General features: G+C 71.0%; 17 protein-coding genes and 1 pseudogene. 9 read left to right on the plus strand and 9 right to left on the minus strand.

Features of this window, described 5'->3' with window-relative positions; all coding sequences use genetic code 11:
* Nucleotides 1–83: 83 nt before the first annotated feature.
* Together FGD71_RS31875 and FGD71_RS31880 are read right to left on the minus strand one after the other, a co-directional pair.
* On the minus strand, nucleotides 84–290 hold the full coding sequence (locus FGD71_RS31875) for a hypothetical protein (protein ID WP_119104024.1): 207 nt from the start codon (nucleotides 288–290) through the stop codon (nucleotides 84–86).
* 103 nt (nucleotides 291–393) lie between these two features.
* A complete protein-coding gene (locus tag FGD71_RS31880; RefSeq protein ID WP_119104025.1) occupies nucleotides 394–1,827 on the minus strand; it encodes an MFS transporter in 1,434 nt (477 codons plus the stop codon).
* Nucleotides 1,828–1,946: 119 nt separating this feature from the next.
* On the opposite strand from FGD71_RS31880, the gene FGD71_RS31885 reads away from it, so the two are divergent.
* A complete protein-coding gene (locus FGD71_RS31885; RefSeq protein ID WP_119104070.1) occupies nucleotides 1,947–2,828 on the plus strand; it encodes a helix-turn-helix transcriptional regulator in 882 nt (293 codons plus the stop codon).
* Nucleotides 2,829–2,865: 37 nt separating this feature from the next.
* Here the strand turns inward: FGD71_RS31885 and FGD71_RS31890 are convergent, their stop codons facing one another.
* Nucleotides 2,866–4,311 carry an MFS transporter gene (locus FGD71_RS31890; protein ID WP_119104026.1) on the minus strand — a complete coding sequence of 482 codons (1,446 nt, stop codon included), beginning with the start codon at nucleotides 4,309–4,311 and terminating at the stop codon, nucleotides 2,866–2,868.
* An 81-nt stretch (nucleotides 4,312–4,392) separates the two neighbouring features.
* Between FGD71_RS31890 and dusB the strand changes: the two genes are divergently transcribed.
* Nucleotides 4,393–5,547: a tRNA dihydrouridine synthase DusB gene (gene dusB / locus FGD71_RS31895; RefSeq protein ID WP_119104027.1), complete on the plus strand. Its 1,155-nt coding sequence runs from the start codon at nucleotides 4,393–4,395 to the stop codon at nucleotides 5,545–5,547.
* An 81-nt stretch (nucleotides 5,548–5,628) separates the two neighbouring features.
* Here dusB and FGD71_RS31900 read toward each other — a convergent pair whose 3' ends face one another.
* A complete protein-coding gene (locus FGD71_RS31900; RefSeq protein WP_119104028.1) occupies nucleotides 5,629–7,563 on the minus strand; it encodes an amylo-alpha-1,6-glucosidase in 1,935 nt (644 codons plus the stop codon).
* Nucleotides 7,560–9,170, minus strand: coding sequence for an MGH1-like glycoside hydrolase domain-containing protein (locus FGD71_RS31905; protein WP_240436872.1), 1,611 nt, complete (start codon nucleotides 9,168–9,170; stop codon nucleotides 7,560–7,562). Before FGD71_RS31905 ends, FGD71_RS31900 begins: the two co-directional genes overlap by 4 nt.
* A gap of 153 nt (nucleotides 9,171–9,323) precedes the next feature.
* On the opposite strand from FGD71_RS31905, the gene FGD71_RS31910 reads away from it, so the two are divergent.
* From FGD71_RS31910 to FGD71_RS31925, 4 genes are all read left to right on the plus strand, one after another.
* A complete protein-coding gene (locus FGD71_RS31910) occupies nucleotides 9,324–10,541 on the plus strand; it encodes an ROK family protein (RefSeq protein ID WP_119104071.1) in 1,218 nt (405 codons plus the stop codon).
* Nucleotides 10,542–10,945: 404 nt separating this feature from the next.
* Nucleotides 10,946–13,684, plus strand: a complete 2,739-nt coding sequence (gene ppdK, locus FGD71_RS31915) for a pyruvate, phosphate dikinase (RefSeq protein WP_119104029.1) — start codon at nucleotides 10,946–10,948, stop codon at nucleotides 13,682–13,684.
* A 210-nt stretch (nucleotides 13,685–13,894) separates the two neighbouring features.
* On the plus strand, nucleotides 13,895–14,827 hold the full coding sequence (locus FGD71_RS31920) for an oxidoreductase (RefSeq protein WP_119104030.1): 933 nt from the start codon (nucleotides 13,895–13,897) through the stop codon (nucleotides 14,825–14,827).
* A 174-nt stretch (nucleotides 14,828–15,001) separates the two neighbouring features.
* Nucleotides 15,002–16,162, plus strand: a complete 1,161-nt coding sequence (locus FGD71_RS31925; protein WP_119104031.1) for an alkaline phosphatase PhoX — start codon at nucleotides 15,002–15,004, stop codon at nucleotides 16,160–16,162.
* 109 nt (nucleotides 16,163–16,271) lie between these two features.
* On the opposite strand, the gene FGD71_RS31930 is transcribed toward FGD71_RS31925, so the two are convergent.
* Entirely contained in the window at nucleotides 16,272–18,317 is a 2,046-nt protein-coding gene (locus FGD71_RS31930) for a SulP family inorganic anion transporter (protein ID WP_240436873.1), read from the minus strand.
* Nucleotides 18,314–18,919, minus strand: coding sequence for a carbonic anhydrase (locus tag FGD71_RS31935; protein WP_119104073.1), 606 nt, complete (start codon nucleotides 18,917–18,919; stop codon nucleotides 18,314–18,316). Before FGD71_RS31935 ends, FGD71_RS31930 begins: the two co-directional genes overlap by 4 nt.
* Nucleotides 18,920–19,325: 406 nt before the next feature.
* On the opposite strand from FGD71_RS31935, the pseudogene FGD71_RS31940 reads away from it, so the two are divergent.
* The 3 genes and pseudogenes from FGD71_RS31940 to FGD71_RS31950 form a co-directional block, all read left to right on the plus strand.
* A pseudogene (locus tag FGD71_RS31940) lies at nucleotides 19,326–19,691 on the plus strand (response regulator transcription factor); the annotation flags it as partial.
* Between the two features lie 885 nt (nucleotides 19,692–20,576).
* The gene (locus tag FGD71_RS31945; RefSeq protein WP_420878369.1) at nucleotides 20,577–20,849 is read left to right on the plus strand and encodes a winged helix-turn-helix domain-containing protein; all 273 of its coding nucleotides are present in this window, start codon (nucleotides 20,577–20,579) and stop codon (nucleotides 20,847–20,849) included.
* Nucleotides 20,846–22,369 (plus strand): sensor histidine kinase, encoded by a 1,524-nt coding sequence (locus FGD71_RS31950; RefSeq protein ID WP_119104032.1) that lies wholly within the window; start codon nucleotides 20,846–20,848, stop codon nucleotides 22,367–22,369. The genes FGD71_RS31945 and FGD71_RS31950 overlap by 4 nt, the downstream gene beginning before the upstream one ends.
* A gap of 5 nt (nucleotides 22,370–22,374) precedes the next feature.
* Here the strand turns inward: FGD71_RS31950 and FGD71_RS31955 are convergent, their stop codons facing one another.
* Nucleotides 22,375–23,142 (minus strand): SDR family NAD(P)-dependent oxidoreductase, encoded by a 768-nt coding sequence (locus tag FGD71_RS31955; protein WP_119104033.1) that lies wholly within the window; start codon nucleotides 23,140–23,142, stop codon nucleotides 22,375–22,377.
* 88 nt (nucleotides 23,143–23,230) lie between these two features.
* The gene (locus FGD71_RS31960; RefSeq protein WP_181359316.1) at nucleotides 23,231–24,658 is read right to left on the minus strand and encodes an MFS transporter; all 1,428 of its coding nucleotides are present in this window, start codon (nucleotides 24,656–24,658) and stop codon (nucleotides 23,231–23,233) included.
* Nucleotides 24,659–24,694: the final 36 nt, after the last annotated feature.

The following is a 24,694-nucleotide window of genomic DNA, read 5'->3' on the forward strand; positions in this document are numbered from 1 at the left end:
GCGACTGTCTCTTCCTCACGACCAGACCAACGAGCAGACAAGCCCACGGTCACAAGATCAAAGCTTTTGTTAGAGCCAGTTAGTCATCCCTCCGTCGGATCCACCGTCGCCTGGTGCTCCTCCGCCAGGTGTTCCTCCGCCTTCAGCCAGGGCAGGAACTGAGCGCTCTGCCGCCAGTCGCAGGTCTCGCATCTGATGGTGCGCTGCACGCCGGAGCGCTGCACGCGGACGACGTGCTCGCGGCCGTGCTGGTCCCAGCGGCTTACCTTGCTCTTGTTGATCTGCAGCATGACGCCCTCCTCGTGTGGGGGTGGCTCGCAGCAAGGAGTGTGCAGCAAGACCAACATCAACAGGGAAACTTGTGAGGAGACTTGGGCTCATGAGGTTGGTGGGTCAGCTGATCGTGCGGGGCAGACGCAGGCTCAGCAGGGTGGTCAGGGCGATGCCCGCGAGCTGCACCAGGAGCGTCGTGACCAGGGCGTCGCGCATGCCCATGCCGGGAATCAGGGCCAGGAAGAGGGAGCCGAGAGTGGCGACGCCCAGGGCCAGCGCCGACTGCTGGGCGGTGATCATGACGCCGCTGCCGACTCCGGCCCGGGCGGGCGGGACCTCGGAGAGGATGACGCGGAAGACGATGGGGAGTTGGAGCGCCTGACCCGCTCCGGCCACGGCCGCGCCCGGCAGCAGTTCCGCCACGCCCAGGTCCGGCCAGGAGCGCTGGGCCGCGAGGACGATGAGGGTCACGCCGACCGCCTGGACGAGGCCGCCGACGGTCACGACGCGCGTGCCGTAGCGGGTGACGAGCCGCGGACCGCAGAGGGAGACGACGAAGAAGGTCACCGCCATCGGCGCCAGCGCCAGCCCGGCCGTGACCGGCTCGAGCCCCGCACCTTGCTGCAACGCCACCGCGATCACGAACATGAACCCACTGAAGCCGATCGAGAACGGCAATATCATCGCGAGCCCCCGCCGCAGGGACGTCAGCGCGAACAGGCTCGGCGGGACCAGGGGCGTACGGCCCTGGCGGTCCGCCCGGCGCTCGACGAGGTAGAAGGCGGCCGCGGCGAAGGGGAACGCCGCCAGCGCCGGCCACGTCCACAGCGGCCAGCCCGCCGCCCGGCCCTCGGTCAGGGGCACCAGCAACGTCAGCAGCGACACGGCGAGCAGCACCGTGCCGGGGCCGTCCACCGGCTCCGGGTGCTGCGAGCGGGTCTCGGGGAGAGTACGCGCGGCGAGGACCAGGCCGACCAGCACCACCGGCACGTTCACCAGGAACACCGAGCGCCATTCCGTGCCCGCGATGTCCGCCGCGATCAGGACGCCGCCGAGGATCTGGCCGGCCACCATGGAGAGCCCGGCCGTCGCGCCGTACAGGCCCATCGCCCTGGCGCGGCGCGGCCCTTGGGTCGCCGACTGGATGGTGGCGAGGACCTGGGGGAGCATCACCGCGGCCGCCGCGCCCTGCGCGACGCGCGCCGCCACCAGCGTCCAGGCGGTCGGCGCCAGGCCGCACGCCAGCGAGGTCAGTCCGAAGGCCGCCATACCGGCGAGGAAGAGGCGGCGCCGGCCGAACATGTCGCCGAGCCGTCCGCCGAGGACCAGGAGAACGGCGTACGAGACTCCGTACCCGGCGATGACGAGTTCCAGGACCGCCTCGCTCGCGGACAGGTCCCGTTCGATCGTCGGCAGGGCGACGTTGACGATGAAGAAGTCGATGAGGGGGAGTGCCGCGCCGAGCAGCACGGTGAACAGCCCGATACCGCCGAGCACGGGTGGGGCGGTCGGGGAGCGGGTGGCCTTGCGGTCCACGGTTCTGGTGTCGGTCACATGTCAGAGCCTCGGCCAACTCCCAGACGGGTACCAGAGTCTTCTTGTCCTGGTAGCAGCAGTACCTGGCAACAGGCTTGGCGGGACGGCACGCTGGAGGCATGACGAGCGTCACGAGCATGGTCGACCAAGAAGCGGGGGCACGGGAAGCCGGCGAGGAGAAGGAGTCGGTGGTGCGGCGGCACGAGCTCGCCGCCTTCCTGCGCCACCGTCGCGAGCACATCACCCCCGAACAGGTCGGCCTGCCCCGCGGTCGCCGCCGGCGCACGCCGGGACTGCGCCGCGAGGAGGTGGCGCAGCTCTCCGCGGTCGGCGTCACCTGGTACACCTGGCTGGAACAGGCCCGGGACATCCAGGTCTCCGTGCAGGTCCTCGACGCCCTCGCCCGCACGCTGATGCTCGACGGCAGCGAGCGCGCCCACCTCTTCCAGCTGGCCGGAGCCGTGGACCCCTCGCCCGCCGCGAGCTGCCCCTCGGTCACGCCCGCGCTGCGCACCCTCCTCGAACAGTTGGAGCCGGTGCCGGCCTGCGTGCAGAACAGCCGGTACGACATCCTCGCGTACAACCGCACCTACGGGCTGTTGCTGTGCGACCTCGAGGCCGTGCCGCCCGAGGACCGCAACTGCCTGATCCTTTCCTGCACCAACGAGGCGTGGCGTTCCTCACTCGTGCAGCCGGACGAGGTCCTGCGGATCATGGCCGCCAAGTTCCGTGCCGCGATGGCCGGTCATCTCGCCGAGCCCGCCTGGAAGATGCTGCTCAAGCGGCTGCGGACCGATTCCCCGCAGTTCCGGGAGGTCTGGGAGCGGCACGAGGTCGTCACCACGAGCGGCAAGCGCAAGCAGTTCGTCAACGCCCATGTCGGCCTGCTCACCGTCGACCACACCGACCTGTGGCTGGGCCCGGCGTCCGGCCCGCGCATCGTGACGTACCCACCGGCCGACGGGGAGTCCCGCGAGCGCCTGGAGAAGCTGCACGCGATCGCTCTCGCGCGGGTGTAGAGCCGCGAGGGCGGAGCTCATGCTCCGGACGTCGCGTTCAGGCCCGGACGCCCGCCGCCTCCTTGATCTCCGCCGACTCCAGCCGCTCGGCCGTGCGTTCGGCGGTGCGGCGCGCCCAGCGGCCACTGGTGAGCGCGCCCACGACGAGGACCGCGAGGCCGCAGGCCGCGATGATCCACCAGCCGGGGCGGGCGGCCGACACGAAGACGTCCCGGTACGAGGAGGAGCCCACTCCCGAGGCCAGTACCGCGCCGATCACGGCGACGCCCAGGGTCTGGCCGATCTGCCGGCTGGTGGAGGCGACGGCGGCGGCGACACCGGCCTGGGCGCGGGGCATGCCGGAGACGGCGGTGTTGGTGATGGGCGCGTTGACGAAGCCGAAGCCGAGGCCGAAGAGCATGTAGCCGATGGCGAGCGTGACGTTCGTGGTCTCGGCCTCGAAGGCGGCGAAGAGCACACCGCTCGCGGTCATCGCCACCCCGGCCACGAGGAGGGAGAAGCGAGGGCCGCGGCTGCCGACCAGACGTCCGGACAGCGGGCCGCAGACGAACGTCATGGCCGCCATGGGGAGCATCCACAGGCCCGTCTCGAGGGCGGTCAGGCCCCGTACGTTCTGCAGATAGAGCGTGGAGAGGAAGAGGAAGCCGCCGAGCGCCGCGAACGCGCTGACCGCCACGACCGTGGCTCCGCTGAAGGGCGCCGAGCGGAAGAAACGCAGGTCGATGAGCGGTTCGGCGCGCCGGGGCTCGTACCACAGCAGGCTCAGCAGGGCGGCCATGGCGAGGGCGCCGAAGGCGGCGACCTTGAGGGCGCCCGAGGTGGGCGCCTCGATGATCGCGTACGTGAGGGAGCCGAGCAGCGCGATCACCAGGAGCTGGCCGACCGGGTCCGGGCGGCGGGCCTTCGGCGCACGGGACTCGGGGACGTACCGGAAGGTGAGCAGGAGCGCGGCCAGGCCTACGGGGAGGTTGATCCAGAAGATCGAACGCCAGCCGATCGAGTCCACGAGGAGGCCGCCGACCAGAGGGCCGGCGGCCATGGATATGCCGACGACACCGCCCCACAGGCCGATCGCGCGGGCGCGCTCGCGCGGGTCGGTGAAGGTGTTGGTGATGATCGACATCGCGACGGGATTGAGCATCGAACCGCCGACCGCCTGCACCATGCGGAACGCGATGAGCGATTCGAGGTTCGGAGCGAGGGAGCACAGTGCCGAGCCGATCGTGAAGACGACCAGGCCCGCCATGAAGACGCGTTTGCGGCCGATGCGGTCGGCCGTCGAACCCGCGAGCATCAGCAGCGAGGCGAGTACCAGTGTGTATGCGTCGATCGTCCACTGGAGGCCGGCCACGCTCGCGTGCAGTTCGTTCTGCATCGAGGGCAGGGCGACATTCAGGACGGTGTTGTCGAGGCTCACGATCAGCAGGCTCATGCAGCAGATCGCGAGCACGAGCATGCGTCGGCGGTGGCTCAGCTCGGGCATTGCCCCATCGTACGCCAACTCCATAGTGTTGCTAACTAACGACTGTGGCTCGTGCTCGTCGGCATACGTGACAATGGGGGAATGCCCACGTCCACAACTCCGGTGAACTCCACGCTGTCGATCGGTCCGCACGCGGTGCAGCCGCCCGTCGTGCTCGCGCCCATGGCCGGGATCACGAACGCGCCCTTCCGCACGCTGTGCCGGGAGTTCAGTGGTGGCAAGGGACTGTTCGTCAGCGAGATGATCACCACGCGGGCGCTGGTCGAGCGCAACGAGAAGACCATGCAGCTGATCCACTTCGACGCGTCGGAGACGCCGCGGTCGATCCAGCTGTACGGGGTCGACCCGGCGACCGTCGGCAAGGCCGTCCGCATGATCGCCGAAGAGGATCTCGCCGACCACATCGACCTCAACTTCGGTTGCCCGGTGCCGAAGGTGACGCGCAAGGGCGGCGGCTCGGCGCTCCCGTACAAGCGGCACCTGCTGCGGGCGATCCTGCGCGAGGCGGTGAGCGGGGCGGGCGACCTCCCGGTCACGATGAAGATGCGCAAGGGCATCGACGACGACCACATCACGTACCTGGACGCCGGGCGGATCGCCGTCGAGGAGGGCGTGACCGCGATCGCGCTGCACGGCAGGACGGCCGCGCAGCACTACGGCGGCACGGCGGACTGGGACGCGATCGCCCGCCTCAGGGAGCACGTGCCTGAGATTCCGGTGCTCGGCAACGGCGACATCTGGTCGGCCGGGGACGCGGTGCGGATGGTGCGGGAGACCGGGTGCGACGGGGTGGTCGTGGGGCGAGGCTGCCTGGGCCGCCCCTGGCTGTTCGCGGATCTGGTGGCGGCGTTCGAAGGACGTACGGAGGCCACCGCCCGCCCCACCCTCCGTGAGGTGGCGGCCGTCATGGTCCGGCACGCGACCCTGCTGGGCGAGTGGATCGGTGACGAGGCACGCGGCGTCATCGACTTCCGCAAGCACGTGGCCTGGTACCTGAAGGGGTTCGCGGTCGGCTCGGAGATGCGCAAGCGGCTCGCGATCACCTCCTCGCTGGACGAACTCCGGGCCGGGCTGGACGAGTTGGACCTCGACCAACCGTGGCCGACGGACGCGGACGGCCCGCGGGGCCGGACTTCGGGCAACAACCGAGTGGTCCTACCGGACGGCTGGCTCAAGGACCCGTACGACTGCGCGGGCGTAACCGAGGAAGCAGAACTGGACACCTCCGGGGGCTAGCGTCCCGTCAAGGGGCGCGGGGAACTGCGCGACCAGCCACGAACGGCCCGCAGCCGCGCAGCGACATGTAGCCCCGAGCTCTCAGGCCCCACCCACAGCCGTCAGCAACGCCAAAGGAGCCGCCGCGGAGCGGGACTCCCGCACGCAGGCGTGCGGATAAGGCACCGGCTCGCGATGGGAATCGCGGCCGTAGCCCGCGAGAACCTCCGGGAGCCGATGCCCGGTGGCCGTCGCGGCGTCGACGAGCGCGTGGGCCACCGTGCGCGCCTCGTCGTGCAGTCCGTACCGCGCCAACCCCAGCGTGATCAGCGCGTTGTCGTGGGGCCAGACGGACCCCCGGTGGTACGACAGCGGATGGTACGCAGGCTGGCCGGAGGCAACCGTGCGGACGCCCCAGCCCGAGAAGAAGTCGGGTTCGAGGAGGCGGCGGCCGACCAGTTCACCGAACTCCTTGTCCAGAAGGCCCGACCAGAGCAGATGACCCGCGTCCGAGGCGAGGGCGTCCACCTGGTTGCCGTCACCGTCCAGCGCCAGGGCAGGGAAAGACTGGTCCGCCATCCAGAAGTCCCGCTGGAAGCGGTCGCGCAGATCGCTCGCGGCCTGTTCGAGCAGGGCCGCGTAGACCTCGTCCGCCCACACCGTGCGGGCCAGCTGCGCGGTGCGGCGCAGGGCGTCGTACGCGTACCCCTGCGCACCCGCGGCCGTCACCGGGCCGGTGGCGCGGCTGCCGTCGGCCGAGCAGATGGAGCCGGGGGAGTCCTTCCAGTTCTGGTTGGCGAGGCCGCCCTCGTCCGCACGGTAGACCAGGTAGCCGCGCGAGGTGAGGCCGCCGTGATCCAGCATCCAGCCGACCGCCGCGCGGGCGTGGGACTCGAGGCGGCGGGCCAGGTCCACATCGCCGGTCTGCTCGACGTACGCGCCGAGGACGACCAGGAACAGCGGGGTCGCGTCGACCGAGCCGTAGTAACGCCCGTACGGCACCTGGTCGAAGTGCGCCAGTTCCCCGTGCCGCACCTCGTGCACGATCTTGCCCGGCTGGGCCACCGCGCCCGTACCGACCTCGGTCGCCTGGGTCGCGGCGAGCGCGGGCAGCGTGGCGGCGGCGAGCTCCGGGCGGTAGGGGAGCGCGAAGAGGGAGGTGAGGAGGGCGTCGCGGCCCAACAGCGTCAGGAACCAAGGGACTCCGGCCGCCGGGACGCGGAGGTCCTCACCGTCGGGGCCCGTCGCCGGGACCTGCAGGACGGCCAGGTCGGACAGGCCCCGCGCGCAGGCCGCGGCCAGCTCCGGCCAGCCCGTCGGGAAGGGCACGCCTTGCGCGAACTCGTCCTCCAGCGCCAGGAGCCGCTCGTTCACCGCGGACGGGGAGAGGGGCATCTCCGGATGCGGGGTGCCGTGCGGGCGGGCCGCGACCCGGAGCGCCAGCTCGGCCGAACCGTGCGGTTCGAGATCCAGGGACCAGACCAGGCGGCGGGCGCCCGTTCCGGTCTCCTCGACGCCGTCCGGCGCCGGGTCGGAGGTGACGGTCGTACAGGAGCGCCACTCCCCGCGCTGATAGCCGAACTCCACGCCGTCGTCCAGGACTTGGCGGGAGCGGGTGGCACCGATCTTGGTGTACGTACGGTGGTCCGAGCGCAGCTCGAACTGGTCCGTGAAGTCGGCGTCCGCGGTGACCGCGATGCGGACCGTGGTCGGTACGGGGCGGTTGCTGGTGACGCGCAGCGCCTCCACGAACGCGCCGTCCGCGACGGCCTGTTCCCGGAAGAGCGTGTACGCGGGCGGCTCCTGACGGCCGCCGCGCGGTACGAGGACGCAGCGCGCGGTGTCGCCGCCGGCGACCGGGGTGAGCGTCTCGGGCAGGGCGCCGTCGACGGTGAGCTGCCAGCGGCTGAGGTGCCGGGCGTCCTGGACGAACAGCCCGTCCGGGGAACTGCCGCCGCGCACCCCGCTGATGTCGCCGCCGTCACCCACGGCCGCGAACGTCCTGCCGCGTACGAGCAGATGCTGCCGGTCCGTCATGCCCGGTTCCCTCCCTTGTCCCTTATACCGTCCATGCCGTCCATGCCGTCCATGCCGTCCACACCGTCCATATCGGCGATGCCGAACTTGTTGAACGTGTCGAACGTGTCGATGCCCACAGGGGACAGTCCGGGTCCCGGGGGCTCGTGGAGCAGATCGAGCGTGAGCGCGGCGGTCCAGCTGAAGCCGAGCGCCCCGCAGGCCTCGCCGGTGTACGGGTCGACGTACTCCGCGAACTCGGACGCGCCCGCCGTGTCCAGCAGCGCGGCCCGCAACGCGTCCGCCCGGGCGTGCTCCCCGTGCAGCCGCAGCCCGCGCTCCAGCAGCCAGTTGGTGTTGAACCAGGCGGGCCCGCGCCAGTACCGGTGCGGATCGAAGGCCTCCCCGGTGAGGTCGTAGCTCGGTACGAGCCGGGCGGGGCCCCCGAGCCCGAAGTGCGGCCCGCACGCCGTACGGACGAGCGCGGTGGCGGTCTCGCGGGACAGGGTCGGCAGCAACAAGGGGATCAGCCCGGAGACACTGCGCTCGGGGATGAGAGCCCCGCCCTCCCCGCCGCCGTACACGTCCCGGCAGAAGAACATCCCCTCCACCGGATCCCACAGCCGGTCCACCAGCGCCGTCGTCAGCCGCTCGGCGCGCGCGTGGCGGGCCGTGCCCGTGGCGCCGAGCTCCTCGGCGATGCGGGCGAGCGCGTGCTCGGAGGCGATCAGCAGCGCGTTGAAGGCGGGGTCCTCCACCGCGAACTTCCCCCGGCCGTCCGCATATCCCTGGTCCCGGTAGTCCGTCGCCAGACGCACGTACCGTCCGTAGTCCAGGTCCGTCGGCCGGTCCTCGGGTGCGCCGTGGTCCAGGTCGGCGCGGCGGAAGGAGCGGGCCGGGGCCGGGGTGATGCGGGAGAGCGGGGCGTCCCAGCACGGGGAGTTGTCCATGCCCTGCTCCCAGGGGTGGACCACCGATGCCAGGCCGCCGCCGCCCAGGTCACGGCGGTGCAGCAAGTAGCGGTGCCAGGCGGCCAGGCGCGGGTGGACCCGGGCCAGGAAGCCGCGCGCCCGGGACAGCCCGGGATCGGCCTGGTGGACCAGCCACGCGGCCAGCGCGTGCACCGGTGGCTGCACGATGCCGGACGTCTGTACGGTGCGCGGGGCGCCCGCGGTGCGCCCCGCGGTCGAGGAGCGCCAGAAGTCGGGGCTCGGGAAGTACGCGTCGAGCGGGACGGAGGGGTTGAACACGATGTGCGGGATGCGGCCGTCGCCCCACTGCGCGCCCAGCAGCGTCTCCAGCTCGACCTGCGCCCGCAGGGGCGACAGATGGCGCAGCCCGATCGCGATGAACGCGGAGTCCCAGGACCACTGGTGGGGGTACAGGCCACGCGAGGGCACCGTGGACGTTCCGGTCCAGTTGCCGTGCAGCACCCGGGCGGCCCCGAGGTGCAGCGATCGGGCTCCGACCGCGCCGGAGTGTTTCGGGCGGACCGGATCGTATACGGCCCTCCCGGAACGGCCGGCCGCGCCGGTCTCACCCTGGCCGGAGACTGGAGGTGAGGCCGAGGTGCGAACGAGATCCAGGCGCCCGGTGCGGCGGGCGGTGAGCTGGGTAGAGCGGTCCACTCGGGTCTCCACGAAGACTGGTCCGGCCAGTTCGGCAGTATCTGGCTTAGAGTTACGTCTATTTAACACGCAAAACCCAATATGTAATGCAGGGTTGAGGAACGCAAGAGGGTGTCCATGGCGGACATGACCGGAAGCACCGGGAGGACCGGAATGGCTGGACGGGCCGGCAGGACCGGAAGTCAGGCGAGCGCCGGTGACCTTCTGGAGCTCGTGCGGAGTGGGCGCGCCACCACGCGTGGTGCGTTGCAGCAGGTCACCGGGTTGTCCCGGGCCACGGTCGGTCAGCGGCTCGACCGGCTCTTCCGGGCGGGCTGGCTGCGCGAGGGTGCCGCGGGCCCGGTGGACTCGCCGCTCGGCGGCCGCCCTTCGGTCCGACTTGAGTTCGACGACGCCCACGCCGTCGTACTCGCCGCCGACCTCGACACCCGGCACGCGCGCGCCGCGGTGCTCTCGCTCACCGGCGAGCCGCTGGCCGAGCACACGGGGCCGATGCTCATCGAGGACGGGCCGGACGTGGTGCTCGGTGAACTGGGCCGCTGGTTCGGCGAGTTGCTGGAGAAGGCCGGGCGCGGGGCGCACGAGGTGTGCGGGATCGGGCTCGCGGTGCCCGGCCCGGTCGACAGCGACACCGGCCGCGTCGTCCAGCCGCCGATCATGCCCGGCTGGGACGGCTACGACATAAGAGGCCGCCTCGCTCGCGCCTTCGCCGAGCACACGGGCGCCGCTCGGGTGCCGGTCCTCGTGGACAACGACGCCAACCTCATGGCGTACGGCGAACAGCGATCCGGTTACCCGGACTGTTCGGCCTTCGTCCTGGTCAAGGTCTCCACCGGTATCGGGGCGGGCGTCGTGGTCGAGGGCACGATCTACCGGGGCATCGACGGAGGGGCCGGCGACATCGGGCACATACGGGTGCCGGAGGGCGCCGACGCGCTGTGCAGGTGCGGCTCGTACGGCTGTCTGGCCGCCCTCGCCAGCGGTGGCGCCGTGGCGCGGCGGCTCGCGGAGGCTGGGGTGCCGGCGGCCTCCGGGGCCGATGTGCGGGATCTGCTGACCGCGGGGCATCCGGAGGCGGCCGCGCTCGCGCGGGAGGCCGGGCGGCGTGTGGGGGAGGTCCTGGCGACCGTGGTGACGCTGCTCAACCCCGGGGTCCTGATGATCGCGGGAGATCTGGCCGGAACCCCGTTTCTGACGGGCGTGCGCGAACTGCTCTACCAGCGTGCCCTGCCCCGCTCCACCGCTCATCTGGACGTGGTCACCGCGCGGCTCGGCGAGCGGGCGGGACTGGTGGGGGCGGGCGGTCTGGTCGTGGAGCACCTGTACGCGCCCGAGCGGGTCGAGGAGCGGCTGCTGGCGTTGGGCGTGTGACGTCCGCACAGCGGTCCGTGAACCCGTCCGCATACTGAAATCTGGCCGCCCCGCACGGCGTGATTCTTGCCACCCTTGATAAGGGTTGCGCTCAGATGAGCGGATCTTGGGCGGCTGCACTTCTCAAAGTGTGGCACTCAGTGCCACCCATTGATCATTCACGACTCGAACTCAAACGTAGGAAGCGTCGCTCATGTGAGCGCCTCTGGGCGGTTCTGAGCCTTGACTCGTTCGGGAAGTGAAAACATCCCGCCTCGGCTTATTGCCAGCCTTTGACATTCGATCTGGTGGCGGACGAGTGGTTACAACCATGTGACGCGCAAGTGGACGTACCGAGGTACCTTCGATCTGGGTATGTTCCTCGCCGTCAGGGCAGCCACCGCGTCCTCGAGGGAGTCGAGACCGTGTCGGAAAACAAAGATCCCCACGTAACTGAGAGCGGCGACGAGGGCGTGAAGTTCGTTTACGACTTCACCGAGGGCAACAAGGACCTCAAGGACCTCCTCGGTGGCAAGGGTGCCAACCTCGCCGAGATGACCAACCTGGGCCTTCCCGTCCCTCCGGGCTTCACGATCACCACCGAGGCCTGCAAGACGTACCTCGACAGTGGCGAGGAGCCGGCGGCACTGCGTGACGAGGTGAGCGCGCACCTCGACGCGCTCGAGAAGGAGATGGGCAAGAAGCTCGGGCAGGCCGACAACCCCCTGCTCGTATCGGTCCGTTCGGGCGCGAAGTTCTCGATGCCGGGCATGATGGACACCGTCCTGAACATCGGGCTCTCCGACAAGTCCGTGCAGGGGCTGGCCAAGCAGGCCGGTGACGACCGCTTCGCCTGGGACTCCTACCGCCGCCTCATCCAGATGTTCGGCAAGACCGTCCTCGGCGTCGACGGCGACCTCTTCGAGGACGCGCTGGAGGCGGCGAAGAAGTCCAAGAAGGTCACGGTCGACACCGAGCTGGAAGCGGCCGACCTGAAGAAGCTCGTCACCAAGTTCAAGAAGATCGTCAAGTCCGAGGCCGGGCGCGACTTTCCGCAGGACCCGCGCGAGCAGATGGACCTCGCCATCAAGGCGGTCTTCGACTCGTGGAACGGTGACCGCGCGAAGCTGTACCGCCGCCAGGAGCGCATCCCGCACGACCTCGGCACCGCCGTCAACATCTGCTCGATGGTCTTCGGCAACCTCGGCCCGGACTCCGGTACGGGCGTGGCCTTCACCCGTGACCCGGCCTCCGGCCACCAGGGCGTGTACGGCGACTACCTGCAGAACGCGCAGGGCGAAGACGTGGTCGCCGGTATCCGCAACACCGTGCCGCTCGCCGATCTGGAGAAGATCGACAAGAAATCGTACGACCAGCTGATGCAGATCATGGAGACCTTGGAGAACCACTACAAGGATCTCTGCGACATCGAATTCACCATCGAGCGCGGCCAGTTGTGGATGCTCCAGACGCGGGTCGGCAAGCGGACGGCAGGGGCCGCCTTCCGTATCGCCACCCAGCTCGTCGACCAGGGGCTCATCGACGAGGCCGAGGCGCTGCAGCGCGTCACCGGAGCGCAGCTCGCGCAGCTGATGTTCCCGCGCTTCGACGAAGAGGCGGAGGTCCGGCAGATCGGCAGGGGCATCGCCGCCTCCCCGGGGGCCGCGGTCGGCAAGGCGGTCTTCGACTCCTACACCGCGATCAAGTGGTCGCGTTCGGGGGAGAAGGTCATCCTGATCCGCCGCGAGACGAACCCGGACGACCTCGACGGCATGATCGCGGCCGAGGGCATTCTGACCTCGCGCGGCGGCAAGACCTCGCACGCCGCCGTGGTCGCGCGCGGCATGGGCAAGACCTGCGTGTGCGGTGCCGAGGAGCTCGAAGTCGACACCAAGCGGCGCCGGCTGACGGTGAACGGCACCGTCGTCGAAGAGGGCGACGTCGTGTCCATCGACGGCTCCAGCGGCAAGGTGTACCTCGGTGAGGTCCCGGTCGTCCCGTCCCCGGTCGTCGAGTACTTCGAGGGCCGGATGCACGCGGGCGCCGACGACGCCGACGAGCTGGTCGCCGCCGTCCACCGGATCATGGCGTACGCGGACCGGGTGCGCCGGCTGCGGGTGCGCGCCAACGCCGACAACGCCGAGGACGCGCTGCGCGCCCGTCGCTTCGGAGCTCAGGGCATCGGCCTGTGCCGTACCGAGCACATGTTCCTCGGCGACCGCCGTGAGCTCGTGGAGCGCCTGATCCTCGCCGACACCGACGCCGAGCGCGAAAACTCCCTGAAGCAGCTGCTTCCGCTGCAGAAGCAGGACTTCGTCGAGCTGTTCGAGGCGATGGACGGACTGCCGGTGACGGTCCGCCTCCTGGACCCGCCGCTGCACGAGTTCCTGCCGGACGTCACGGAGCTGTCGGTCCGCGTGGCACTGGCGGAGTCCCGCAAGGACCCCAACGAGAACGACCTGCGTCTGCTCCAGGCCGTGCACCGGCTGCACGAGCAGAACCCGATGCTGGGCCTGCGGGGTGTGCGTCTCGGACTGGTGATCCCGGGCCTGTTCACCATGCAGGTACGGGCGATCGCCGAGGCGGCCGCCGAGCGCAAGAACGCCAAGGGCGACCCCCGCGCCGAGATCATGATCCCGCTCGTGGGCACCGTCCAGGAGCTGGAGATCGTGCGCGACGAGGCGGAGCAGGTCATCGCGGAGGTGCAGCAAGCCACGGGCGTCCGCCTGAAGCTGGCGCTCGGCACGATGATCGAGCTGCCGCGCGCCGCGCTGACCGCCGGTCAGATCGCCGAGGCCGCCGAGTTCTTCTCCTTCGGCACGAATGACCTCACGCAGACGGTCTGGGGCTTCTCGCGCGACGACGTCGAGGCCTCGTTCTTCACCGCGTACCTGGAGAAGGGCATCTTCGGCGTCTCCCCGTTCGAGACGATCGACAAGGACGGCGTGGGCTCCCTGGTGAAGTCCGCGGCGGACGCCGGCCGCGCGACCCGGCCCGACCTGAAGCTCGGCGTCTGCGGTGAGCACGGCGGCGACCCGGAGTCGGTCCACTTCTTCCACGAGGTGGGGCTCGACTACGTCTCCTGCTCCCCGTTCCGGATCCCGGTGGCCCGCCTGGAGGCCGGCCGCGCGGCCTCCAGCTCGAAGGGCAGCGACCACCGCTGACCCGGGCCGGGCGCAGCGACCACCGCTGACCCGGCGCACACCACCGGAGCCGCCGTCGGTCACCACTACCCTCACCGGCACGGCTGCGGCTCCGGCGCACAAAAGAGAAAGGGCGGCGCCCCGTGCGGGGGGCGACCGCCCTTTCTCTGTGGCCATCGCGCCGACAGCTCGTAGGCTGGGAGCCACCCGTTCGCGGAGGGAGCCAGAGCCATGGCCGGCTGGAGTGCGACCGACATCCCGGACCAGACGGGCCGTACGGCTGTCGTCACCGGGTCGAACAGCGGGATCGGCTACACCGCCGCCCGCGAACTGGCCAGACGCGGCGCCCGTGTCGTGCTGGCCTGCCGCAACGAGGTGCGGGGTACGGAGGCCGCCGACCGCCTGGCGATCGAAGTGCCGGGCGCGGAACCGGAGTTCATGCGGCTGGACCTGGGAGAGCTGGACTCCGTACGGCGGTTCGCGCAGACGTACGGGCGAGAGCACGACCGTCTGGACCTGCTGATCAACAACGCGGGTGTGATGGCACTGCCGTTCGGGCGCACGGCGGACGGTTTCGAGACGCAGTTCGGGGTCAACCACCTGGGGCACTTCGCGCTCACCGGGCTGCTGCTGCCGGTGTTGCTCGGCACTCCCGGGGCGCGCGTGGTGACCGTCTCCAGCACGATGCACTCGGTGTCCAACATCGACATCAACGACCTGAACAGCGAGGGAAGGTACGGGCGTTGGACCGCATACGCCCGCTCCAAGACGGCCAACCTCCTCTTCACCCACGAACTCGCGCGCCGGCTCGCCGCCATCGGCTCCGACGTCGTTGCGGCGGCCGCGCACCCCGGCTACGCCGCCACCAACCTCCAGACGGCGGGCCCGAAGCTGGAGGGCCGCAGCGCCGTCGAACGTTTCATGCGCATCGGCAACCGCTACTTCGCCCAGTCCGCGGACGCCGGCGCCCTTCCCACGCTGTACGCGGCCACGGCCCCCGACGTCCGGCCCGACTCCTTCACGGGCCCGGCCCTCCTGGGCTGGCGCGGCTCACCCACGAAGTCGTGGCGCGCCCCCTGGACGCTCAACGACAGGGCCGCGGAACGGCTCTGGGAGGAGTCGGAGCGGTTGACGGGGGTGGGCTACGAGGGGCTGAAGGCCTGAACCCGGGGCATCGGCACGAAAGGCACACATGCGCGAGGTGCGGCGCATCGATGGCACCACTCCCGCGTCACCGCTCGGCCACGACACGTCCACCCCGCGCCCGTAGGTTCCATGCCCGCACGACCCCGCCGCCGACCGGTGGCGGGGCGGCTCAGGCACACACCTGGAGCAGAAGTGGAACGTCGTACCCTCCTGCGTGCGGCCGTCATCGGCGGCTCATCGGCCGTCCTCGGCGGAACCCTCTGGCGCGGCGCCGCGTACGCCGCCCCCGCCCAGCCGGGCAGCGGCCCGTACGGCGCGCTCGGCGCGCCCGACGCCAATGGCATCAGACTCCCCAGCGGTTTCAGCAGCCGCGTGATCGCCCGCTCCGGCCAGACGGTCAGCGGCACCTCGTACACCTGGCACAACGCTCCTGACGGCGGCGCCTGTTACGCCGACGGCAGCGGCTGGATCTACGTCTCCAACTCGGAGATCAACCCGTCCGGCGGCGCGAGCGCGGTGAAGTTCTCCTCGACGGGCGCGATCACGGGCGCGTACCGGATCCTTTCGAACACCCGGCAGAACTGCGCGGGCGGCAAGACCCCGTGGAACACCTGGCTGTCCTGTGAGGAGGTGTCGCTCGGCTACGTCTACGAGACGGACCCGTGGGGCGTGAACGCCTCGGTGCGCCGCGACGCGATGGGCCGTTTCAAGCACGAGGCCGCGGCCGCCGACCCGGTGCGCAAGGTGGTGTACCTGACGGAGGACGAGTCGAACGGTTGCCTCTACCGCTTCGTCCCGACGACTTGGGGCAACATGTCCTCCGGCACACTGCAGGTCCTGGTCGCCGGAACCGCCACGTCGGGCTCCTTCACCTGGGCGAACGTACCCGACCCGGACGGCTCCCCGACGACCACGCGCACCCAGGTCTCGGGCTCGAAGAAGTTCAACGGCGGCGAGGGCTGCCACTACGCCAATGACACGGTCTGGTTCACGACGAAGGGCGACAACCGTGTCTGGCAGCTCAACCTGACGAACAACACGTACGAGTTGGCGTACGACGACTCCCTGGTGACCTCCGGCACGGCCCCGCTGACCGGTGTCGACAACATCACGGGCTCCTCCTCCGGTGACCTGTTCGTCGCGGAGGACGGCGGCAACATGGAGATCTGCGTCATCACCCCGGACGACGTGATCGCACCGTTCCTGCGGATCGACGGCCAGTCGTCGTCGGAGATCACGGGCCCGGCGTTCTCGCCCGACGGCACCCGGCTGTACTTCTCCAGCCAGCGGGGGACGAGCGGGAGTTCCTCGGGTGGGATCACGTACGAGGTGAGGGGTCCGTTCCGGGCCTGACGGCCGGTCCGCCTGACTGTACGCGCCTGGTCGTACTTCTGGTCGTACGCACCTGGGGGCGCCCGTTCGGTACGGGCGCCCCCAGGGGCATGCCAGGGTCAGGGTCAGGTCAGCGGGATGTGTAGCTCTCCGCGTACTCCTCCGGCATCGGGCGGGTGTCGAGGTAGAACCACTCGGCGGTGGGGCCCGGTGTGGGGGAGGTGGGCGAGCGCTGGGGCAGGGGAGTGTCGGCCCGGTACGTGGGCGACGACTCCGGTGCCGTGGGGGCCTTCGTGTCGGTGGCGATCGGTTTCGCCGGGCCCGGCATCAGGAGTTCCACGCGCAGGCCCTTGCCGCGCTGCTGGGTGACGAACTCCTCGACCTGGTTGCGGCAGGCGTGGTCCAGGTGGGTGACGCCCTTCAGATCGAGTCGGATGCGCGGCTTGCCGGACTCGGCGGCACCTTCCAGGGCCTCGATGACCTGCGGAAGGCGCAGGAAGGTGGCGTTGCCCGCCATGACGACCTTCGCCGTGTCGTCCTCGATGTGCTGCTTGATGACCGTCTGCGACATGCGCAGGGCCGCGAGGATGATGCCCGCGGCGAGACCGACCAGGACGCCTTCCAGCAGGGCCGTGAGCACGATGACCAGCGTGGTGATCGACATGACCGCGAACTCGCCCCGGTCCTGGCGCCACATCTTCGGGAACTCCTCGGGCGCGAAGAGCTTCCAGCCGCTGTGGATGAGGACACCCGCGAGGACCGAGATCGGGATCAGCGCCAGGACCTGCGGCAGCAGCAGCGCGAAGGCCAGCAGCCACAGGCCGTGCAGGGTGCGGGACATACGGGTCTTGGCGCCCGCCTGGACGTTCGCCGAACTGCGGGCCACCACCGCCGTGATGGGCAGCGCGCCGAGGACGCCCGCCACCGTGTTGCCGGCGCCCTGGGCGATGAGCTCGGGGTTGTAGCGGGTGCGCGGGCCGTCGTGCATCCGGTCGACGGCGGCCGCGGTGAACAGCGACTCCGCGGACGCGATCACGGTGAAGGTGAGGATCGCCGTGATGACGGCAGGGTCGGCCAGGCCCGCGAACTGCTCCGCGCCGGGTACGTCGACGGACGCCAGCAGGTTGCCGACCTGGAGCGTCTTCACGTTCACGCCGGGCAGGGCGGCGACCGCGATGCCGATGCCCACGGCCACGAGCGCGGCCGGGATCTTCTTGATCGGGCCCGGCACCTTCTTCCACATGAAGCTGAGGACGACGGTGAGGATGCCGAGGCCGGCCGCGATCATCGCCTGCGGGTTCGAGACGGTGTCGGCGAGCAGTCCCGGGACGCCGGCCATGTTCTCGAGCGGGGTGCCGGGAGCCTTGGCGTCGGCCGCGGGGTACGCCTGGCTGAACATCAGCGGCAGTCCGATGCCCGCGAGCATGCCCTGGACGACCGCCAGGGAGATCGCCTGGAAGAACCGGCCGAGCTTCACCAGGCCGAGGATGATCTGCAGGATGCCCGAGAAGAGGACGATCACGCCCAGTTGGGCCACGCCGAGATCCATCACGGTCTCGGCGACCAGGGCGGCGAGGCCGGCGGCCGGGCCGCTGACCTGGAGGGTGCTGCCCCGCTGCGCGCCGACCACCAGGCCGCCGATGACGCCCGAGATGATGCCCAGCTCGGCCGGGACACCGGAGGCCACGGCGACGCCGATGCAGAGGGGGAGGGCCACGAGGAAGACCACGAGGGATGCCGTGATCTCGGTGGCCAGGTCAGCCTTGGGGGCGTTGGAGGACTTCGCGCCCTTCGCGCCCTTCGCGCCCTTCAAGAGGTTCGCGGCCAGGGGGGACTTGGAGGTCTTGGGCGGCTTGGGGCCCGTGGGGTCCGTGGGGTCCGTAAGGGGGTCGGGGTCGTTGTACGCCTGGGGTGCATGGGCTGTGGGGTGGGGCTGCTCGGACGGGTGCGGCGGTGTCGCCCACGCGTCGTGGCGCGGGGGCCCCGGGGACGCCGGCCATTCGTCCTGATGGTGCGGGGGTGCCGCCCACTCGTCCTGTGGCCCGGGTGTCGCCCACGCGTCGTGAGACGCGGGTGCGGTCTGGTGCGGTCCCGTCGCGTCCACCCTCACCGTGCGGCCCGCGCCGTCCGGTCCGGCGCCGCGGCCCCTGGCGTGCCTCCTGTGCGTGCCGCTCATGCCGCATGCACCCGGAACAGGCCGTCCTCGTCCAGCTCATGGACCTGGCCGGTGTCCACCTCGTAGTACCAGCCGTGCAGTCGCAGCCCGCCCTCGTCCAGACGCCGCCGTGCCGACGGGTAACTCCGCAGTGCGGCGAGCTGGTTGACGACGTTCAGCTGGACCACGTCCGACAGTGACGGTCCGGTCGGCGTGCCCTCGAGCACCGGCGCCAGCCGCGGGCGGGCCAGGTCCAGCCAGGCGTCCACACCGGGCAGCCTGGACAGGTCGTCGCCGGACCTGATGGCGCTCATCGCGCCACAGTGGGAATGGCCACACACGATGATGTCGTGAACGCCGAGCACCTCCAGTGCGTACTCGATGGTGGCCGCCTCGCCCGAGGCGCCAGGCTGTCCATATGGCGGAACGATATTGCCGGCGTTCTGCAGCTCGAATATTTCTCCGGGCCCTGCGCCCGTGATCAGGGCGGGTATGACCCGTGAGTCCGAGCAGGTAATGAACAATGCCTCGGGCGATTGACCTTCGGCCAGTTTCCGGTATTCGCCGCTTTCGAAGTCGACCCGTCGCTTGAGCGAGCGGGCGTGGTCCAGCAATGCCTTCACGGTTCCTCCCAGCAGGGGTTTTCCCACCGCGTCCGACATGGCGTGCAGCCAGATCACGCTCAGCATTCGACCAGGTCAGATGCGGTTCAGGGGTGGTTCTGGGGGTAGTTCAGGGGTGGGGTTCGACCGGTCTTCATCACCGTAGAACAGCGACTGCCAGACGAAGGTTAGGGGAATGCTAAAACGCGGCCAGGAATGGATCAGACTTTGTCCGGGCGCCCCAGAGGGGGACTAAGAGAACGTCAACAGGGCTCGGCCGGGCGGTTTTTGAGCGGCTGCTCACATTGCCCCGGATCTACGGGACGTACCATTGACGGCTCTTGTAGCGTGTCCACTCCACGGCAACGGAATTCGTGCTGTCCGGATGCGTGGTTGCTGTTGACGGTTCACGGAGAGACGGGAACGCATGAGCGTACGAGTGCTGCTCATCGAGGACGACCACACGATCGCCGAACCGCTCGCCGAGGGTCTGGGCCACTTCGGGCTGGCGGTGAATCATGTCGGCACCGGAACCGAGGGGTTGAGGGGGCCGTACGGCGATGTCGTCCTGCTCGACCTGGGCCTGCCGGACGTGGACGGCATCGACGTCTGCCGTGGCATCCGGCAGACCTCCGACGTCCCCATCATCATCCTCAGCGCACGGGGCGAGGAGGCCGACCGTGTCCTGGGCCTCGAACTGGGCGCCGACGACTATCTGGCGAAACCATTCAGCATGCGCGAACTCGTCGCGCGGGTGCGGGCGGTGACCCGCCGTACGCAACGGAACGGGCCGGGCGGGCAGGTACCGGACGCCGAGGCGTACGGCCCGGGTGCGAGAAGCGGGTTCGGCGCCGGGGAGACCGGGGGCGGGTCGCTCGGGGCCGGCCTGTCGGTCTCGGGATCGTTCGGGGCCGGTCTTCCGGGCCCGGGGACGTACGGCGGCGGAGCCGTCTCCGGTACGGGGACGCATGGCGCCCTGGACTCCGGGGCCGGGGCCGGGGCCGGGGCCCGCGACGCGGCGGAGCCGGAGAGCGGGGCGCCGAGCTCAGGGGCGTCGGGTTCCTGGTCGCGGTCCGCAGGGGCGTCGGGCGGGGAGTCCTTCGGCGGGGAGTCGTTCGGTGGCGAGTCCTTCGGCGGGGAGTCGTTCGGTGGCGAGTCGTTCACCAGGGACTCGGAGGCCGCGCCGCCCAGGCCGACCTCCTCCCCCTCGTACGAACCCGGCGATGTCACCCGGCAGTTCGAGTCCTCACGGAGCTTCGAGGCCGACTCCTTCGACAGGGGCCGCTCCCTGGAGTCGAGCCGTTCACCGGAGCCGGGCGGCTCCCCGGAAAGGGGCCGAGCCCTCGACACGAGCAGCTCGTTCGACTCGACCTCTTCCTTCGACTCTGGCTCTTCCTACGACTCGACCAGCTCCTTCGACTCGCGCTCCTTGGACTCGTCCCGCTCCTTCGATTCCACCCGCTCCTTCGAAACGACCGGTTCCTTCGATTCGGCACGTTCGTTCGACGCCCCCGGCTCCGCCGAGTCCTCCCGTTCGTTCGACGCGCCTCGTTCCTTCGAGGCCCCCGACCCTGCCTTCGACCCCGTACCACCCCCCGAAGCCGCCGCCGAGGACGGCGCCACCGGGCCGCTGGTCGTGGACCGGCGGACGCGGCAGGTGTGGGTCGGTGAGTCCCCCGTGGCGTTGACGCCCAAGGAGTTCGAGCTGCTGGCGCTGCTCACCGAGGACCCGGGGGCGGTGTACTCGCGGCAGCAGATCCTCGACCGCGTATGGGACGAGCACTACGAGGGACCGACCAAGACCCTGGACGTCCACGTGGCCACGCTGCGGCGGAAGTTGGGGAACTCGGCGTGGATCCAGACACTGCGCGGGGTGGGGTTCCGGCTGGCGGTGCACACGCGGCCGCCCACCGCGTACCCCGCGTCCGACCAGCCGGCGGCGTATCGATGACCCGACGCCTGCTGCTCAGCTACCTCAGCCTCGCCGCCTTCGTCCTGCTGTGCCTGGAGATCCCGCTGGGGATCGTCTACTCACGGGCCGAGCGGGAGCGGATCGTCAACTCCGCCAACGACGAAGCCGAGTCGGTGTCCGCGTTCGCCTCGCTGTCCGTCGCGTCCGGACGGGAGGGTGAGCTGACCGAGCGGGTGGAGCACTGTGCCGAGCGCATCGGCGGGCAGGTGGTCATCCTCGACGCGCAGGGCGATCTGCTGGCCACCTCCGACCCGCTGTCGGGTGAGGAGGAGCGCGGCCTGGCGTCGCACCCCGAGGTGGCCGCCGCGCTCGACGGCAGGGCCACCACCCACGTCCGTACGTCCACCATCGGCGGGGTGCGCTACCTCTCCGTCGCGGCCCCGGTCGTGCACGGCGGGCAGGCGCAGGGCGCCGAGCGCGCGATGGGGGCGGTGCGGATCACGCTGCCCACGGACATGGTTACCGACCGCGTCAGCCGGGTGTGGCTGCTGCTGGCGTTCACCGGGCTCGCGGCCCTCACCGCCGTCGCCGCGCTGGCGTTCGCGTTCGCCCAGTGGACCGGACGTCCCATCCGGCAGTTGGAGGAGGCCACGCACCGGCTGGCCGACGGCGGCTCCGCGACCCCGGTGGCGATCACCAACGGGCCGCCGGAGGTGCGCAGCCTCGCGGCCACCTTCAACCGCACCGCCGCGCGCCTCGAACACCTCCTCGCTTCCCAGCGTGCCTTCGCCGGCGAGGCCTCCCACCAGCTCAAGACCCCGCTCGCGGCGCTGCGGCTGCGCCTGGAGAACCTGGAGTCCGACATCGCCCTGCACGCCCGGGGCAGCCTCACCGCCGCGATGACGGAGACCGACCGGCTGGCCCGGATGGTCGAGGGGCTGCTCGCGATGGCGCGGCTCGACGAGAGCGCCGCCGAACGTGAACGGGTGGATCTGGACCGGGTGTGCGTGGAACGGCACCGGGCCTGGGCCCCGCTGTTCGAGCAGCACGGCGTGGGGCTCGCGCTGGTGGGCGACTACGCGGGGCAGGTGCTGGCGGTGCCCGGAGCGGTGGAGCAGATCCTGGACAACCTGCTCTCCAACGCGCTGCGCGTGTCACCGCCGGGCACCACGGTCTCCATCGACCTGCGCCGCCACGCCGCCCAGGAACGCCGCTTCCCCCACCACTTCCCGCACCACCGCACGTCCGGCCCCGCCCGGGTCGACCTGCACGTCATGGACGAGGGCCCCGGCATGACCGAGGAGCAGCGCCGCCGCGCCTTCGACCGCTTCTGGCGCGCCCCCGACGCCCCCAAGGGCGGTACGGGCCTGGGCCTCGCCCTGGTCCAGCGCCTCGCCCACGCCGGCGGCGGCGAGGCGGTCCTCCGGCCCGCACCGCACGGTGGCCTCGACGCGGTGGTCCACCTGCCGTGCGCCTCGAACCGGGACGGCATCCCGAACCGCGACGGCACCCATGCTCCGGACCACCGGCCCCCGAGACCACTGGAGGCCACCCGCTGAGCGGTCTACAGCGACGCGCCGCCGTCGATCACCAGATCAGTGCCGACGACGGACGCGGCCGCGTCGGAGGCCAGGTACAGCACGGCCGCGGCGACCTCCTCGGTCGACGAGGCGCGACCCACCGGCGACTCCTCCTTCATCCGTACGGCACGCTCGGTCTCGGTCTCACCGGGCTGCAGCGACATGGTGGTCGCGGAGACGCCGGGGCTCACCACGTTGATGCGGACGCCGTCCGCGATGTGGTCGAGCGCGGCGCCACGCGTGAGCGCGGACATGGCGGCCTTGGAAGCGGCGTACGCGACCTTGCCGGGCAGGTGCCGGTGCGCCCCCAGGTTGGACGAGATGTTGACGATGGCGCCGCCGTCCGGCTGCGTGCTCATCTGCCGGACCTGGGCCCGCAGGGCGAGGAGCACACCGGTGACGTTGGTGTCGAGCAGCGTGTGCCAGTCGTCGTCGGAGAGGTCGGTGACCGGCTGCCCGCCGCGGAAGACGCCGGCGTTGTTCACCGCGACGTCGAGCGAGCCGAAGCGGTCGACGGCCGCCCGGACGAGCGCGTCCACGTCTTCGGCCCGTGCCACGTCGGCGGCCTGCGCGACCACCGTGCCAGGCGCGCCTTCGGCGAGGGCGACGGTCTCGTCGAGCGAGGCCCGGGTGCGCCCCGCCACGACGACGGAGGCCCCTTCGGCGGCGAACGCGAGCGCGATGGTCCGCCCGATCCCGGATCCGCCCCCGGAGACGAGGACGGTACGGCCTGAGAAGCGGCTGTCGGTCATGGTGTGACTCCTTTTCCTCAGTGGATGGTGCTCGGTGGAGGGTGTGCTGCGGGAACCCCGCTCCCGGCCGGTGCCGGGGGCGGGGAGATCAGGGGCGCGCCAGGCGCAGGGCCACGGCGGCCGTGCCGAACAGGGCCGCGATCGCCGCGAGGCTCGCCGCGTCGCCGCCGACGGCGAGCACCAGGGCGAAGACGACGGTCGGGCCGGTCTCCATCGCCGTGTTGTGCACTCCGCCCGCGAGCCCGGTCCGTTCGACGGGCACCCGGTCGGTGGCCAGGACGGCGGCCCCGGCGAAGGAGGCGGCCACCCCGGCGGCCAGCAGGACGAATCCGGGGAGAAGCCCGTACGCGTACGGGACGCCCGTGTCCAGTCCGAAGAGCGCGAGCAACATGAGTCCCCCCGCTCCCGTGACCAGTCCGGCACGGGTGACGGCGGTGGCCCCGTACCGTGCGACGAGCCGCCCGGCCACCCGGCTCGACGCGATGAGCGCGACGGCGAACGGCGTGAACGCGACCGAGGTCCGCAGCGCCGACCAGTCACGGCCGTCCTGCAGATGGAGCGAGAACAGCACGAAGACGGTCGCGGTCCCGGCGGAGGTGAACGCGGTGGCGGCGAGCCCGAGCGCGCGCCGGCCGTCCAGGAGGAAGCGCGGCGGCAGCAGCGGATCGTGCGTCCGCCGCTCGACCGCGAGGAAGACGGCCAGCAGGACGACACCGGCGGCTAGCGGTCCCAGCACCCGGCCCGAGGACCACGGCCAGGCGTCGGTGAGGACGAGCCCGTAACTCGCGGATGTGAGACCGGCCGTGACCAGGAGAGCGCCGGGAAGGTCGAGGGCGGGAGGGGTGAGGGCTGGAGGGGCGAGAGCTGAAGGGGTGAGGGCCGGGCGATCAGGTAGCCCGGGTCGATCCACCGCCGGTGAGATTGCTGGCCGGAACAGGATCCGGGGTGCCAGCGCGAGCGCCGCCACCGTCACCGCGAGCGGCACGGTGAAAGCCCAACGCCAGGACCAGAGCGCCGAGATGACGCCGGAGAGCAGGTTGCCCGCCGTGGCGCCGAGGATCGACAGGCCGCCCCAGGTGGCCATGGCCCTGCCGTACGCGGCGGGGGAGTCGAACAGCGTCCGCAGCAGCGCCATCGCGGCCGGCGCGATCAGGGCCGCTCCCGCGCCCTGTGCGAAGCGCGCCCCGAGCAGTGCCGCGTATCCGGGGGCGAGCGGGGCGGCGGCCGACGCGGCACCGAACAGCAGAAGACCGGCGGTGAGCGCGCGGCGTCCGCCGTAGCGGTCGGCGAGCCGTCCGCCGAACAGCAGCAGACCGGCGAAGGTCAGCCCGTACGCGGCGCTGAGCAGGATCAAGTCCTCGCGCCGCAGCCCGAATTCATGCCCGATCCGCGGCAGTGGCACCGCCACCGCCGCCAGCGTGAAGATCAGGGTGACCTGCAGGGTGCCGAGCAAGGCGAACGGCACTCGGGTGGAACGCGGTGGCGGCGCCGCTGTCGACGTGGTGCCGTCGACCATGGTCATGTAGCTCCCCTTTACTTGACCGATCGGTTC

Origin of the sequence: Streptomyces sporangiiformans, from assembly GCF_005768555.2 — a bacterium.
Taxonomy (GTDB): domain Bacteria; phylum Actinomycetota; class Actinomycetes; order Streptomycetales; family Streptomycetaceae; genus Streptomyces; species Streptomyces sporangiiformans.